Source organism: Coxiella-like endosymbiont, assembly GCF_002871095.1.
Lineage (GTDB): Bacteria > Pseudomonadota > Gammaproteobacteria > Coxiellales > Coxiellaceae > Coxiella.
On the sequence record NZ_NSHJ01000014.1, the window covers coordinates 1 to 2,404 of the forward strand.

Below are 2,404 nucleotides of genomic sequence, written 5' to 3' on the forward strand. Positions count from 1 at the left end.
GAATTAAGGGTAGCCATAGATGCAATTTGCATGAATGGTTTATTAGCCCACGAACCATGAATATTGCTCGTCCCAATTGTTCTGATTGTTCATTGTTTAAATTTCTTTGGCTATTTTTCTTTGGCTATTTTTGATTAAAGCTCTCTTAATTCTTGATTGTTTATAATATTTAATAATATTCATAATATAAAAGTATAAATCTTAATTCAATCTTCAAGACATCCATTAAAACGCAACAGTCCTACGTACTGCTCAGTAAAATAGAGCATTTGATAAAATAATAAAACATCCTATGGTTTTTTGTATACAGAGTTAAATTCAAATTTTTTCTTTAGGGAACGAGTTACTGTTTCACGAATATATGTTGGTTCTGCTTTTTGAGGTGCTAGCACATCACCTTGCTTAAATTTTTGATGAGCAATCATAGCTACTGAAGCGGCCTCAGGATAGATTTCCTTCTCTATGAACGGGAAATCTGGAGACAAAGAGGCTCGATATAAGGCCCACGCATTTCCTACACCTATTTCATTTTTCGTTAGAAACTCAATATCTTTTGGATAGTTTAGATGATCACCCGTAATCGCTTGCATGATATTTCTGTAATCTACTTGGTAAACACCCCAGTAAATAGAATCCATTCGTGCATCCCAACCTGCAATCACGCGTTCACTCTTTATTTTTTGATAAGCTACCTGAGCTAACGCTTGTAACGTTGATACGGGGATGACTGGAAGATCAATTCCATAAGCGATTCCTTGTGCAACACCCGTAGCAATACGAATACCCATAAAACTTCCCGGCCCTGATCCGAAAGCAATTGCATCAAGGTTTTTTAAATTCATTCCTGCATCACTCAACAACTTATCAACACGATCAAGAAGAATATCCGAATGTCTCTGTGGAGCAATTTCGAATTGTTGAGTAATCTCTCCATTTAACCACAGCGCAACCGAGCAAGCAGGCGTAGCAGTTTCAAGGGCTAGCAGTTTAGACATCTTTCAAGCGGCACCTCATTAGAAATGGTTTTTATTTTGTTACATTTTTATTTTATAAACCTACATAACTAAAACTCACCAGATTATTATAAGTCAAACTGGGTTCTTCCACAGTAAATTATTAGGTCAAAAGTAAAGCGCCTTTGGCTTTTGTAAGGTGGTAACGAAGTGGTAGAGATCCATATGCTTATAATATTAATCCCATCATAACAAACCATAATATTTAGATAAAATACACTTAATCCCAACAAGTTAATTGAACTCGTACTAGTTGGTTCTTTCTAAGAACAGTTCCAAATTTTGTTAACTCAAAATAATAAGTTTAAAAAATGGCGGCATCAAAGCTCTCTTTCCAAAGAGAAAAACTTGCACTTTAAAACTTTAGTAAATAGCTTTTTATTCCACTAGATTGTTAATTTGGTAATAGTTCACTCGTAACTATTTACTTTCTATGGAATTCATTATTTACCATTATTAATGGTGTCAATTCTAATGTTCTAGGCACGATTATACAACCTATCAACTAAAATATAGTAAGAATAAAGAACATTCGGCTTATCATATTTATTTCAATTGAAAGTCTGTCCATCTCATCACAGTGCTGTTTTATTTATAAGATGAGAGACCCACAAAATTCATCAGCCAAGGATTTAAAATCGTCTAATCTTGAAAACTCCAACATTCTTTGGATTTTATTAAAAATCCATCATAAATACTATAAGTTTAATATCTCTTTAACAAAGAGGATCATTTTGTTTCTATGAATAACTCAATGATTCTCTAAAAATATGCTAAAAATCGTTTCCTATATTATTTTACTGACTATTTATTACTTAAATGTTATTAAATTTTTAGGCCATGCTTCATTATAGAGAAATTCATCTGATTTTCGTAAATAGTCAATCTGTGCATTTTAATTATCTTTTTTGAAAAAAGATGAGATTTCGGTTTATCCCTCTTTTTAGGCTATTGGATATGACATACTTCTTGTTCGCTTCTAAACTAAACTACTTTAAAAAAATAAAATTTATCTTAGATGCTGATTCAGGAAATAAGCTTGTTATTTACGATTCCTAAGATTTGATATACTATATTACGCTACGTTTCATAATAATGAAATAATCAACTTTTCCTTAGAAGAAAATCGGATTATTCTGACACCCCATCAGAAAATCCAATTCCTAATATAAAATAAAAAGCTAATCCGTAGCTATTGAATGAAAAAAACAGATTCTAAACGATAAATTAGCAAATTTGTTCAATGATTTAAACTATTATCTTCTTCTTTTAATCAGTTTTTTATTATGTTCATTATAATAGGAAACTTAAACTGATTAATAAAACATTCACTAATAACTAATTTATAGTTAAAAACAAAAAATTTGATCAACATCTTATAAGATCAGATG

The 2,404-nt window shown here is 31.1% G+C and carries 1 protein-coding gene; it reads right to left on the reverse strand.

The genetic code is table 11. The annotated features are described in order from the left end of the window. Window positions 1–290: 290 nt before the first annotated feature. Window positions 291–995: a tRNA (adenosine(37)-N6)-threonylcarbamoyltransferase complex dimerization subunit type 1 TsaB gene (gene tsaB / locus CLERM_RS00140; protein ID WP_102156614.1), complete on the reverse strand. Its 705-nt coding sequence runs from the start codon at window positions 993–995 to the stop codon at window positions 291–293. Between the last annotated feature and the right edge of the window lie 1,409 nt (window positions 996–2,404).

Bases quoted from the DNA above. Each gene is read 5' to 3' on its own strand.
- tsaB (WP_102156614.1), bottom strand. From the start codon at position 995: ATGTCTAAACTGCTAGCCCTTGAAACTGCTACGCCTGCTTGCTCGGTT.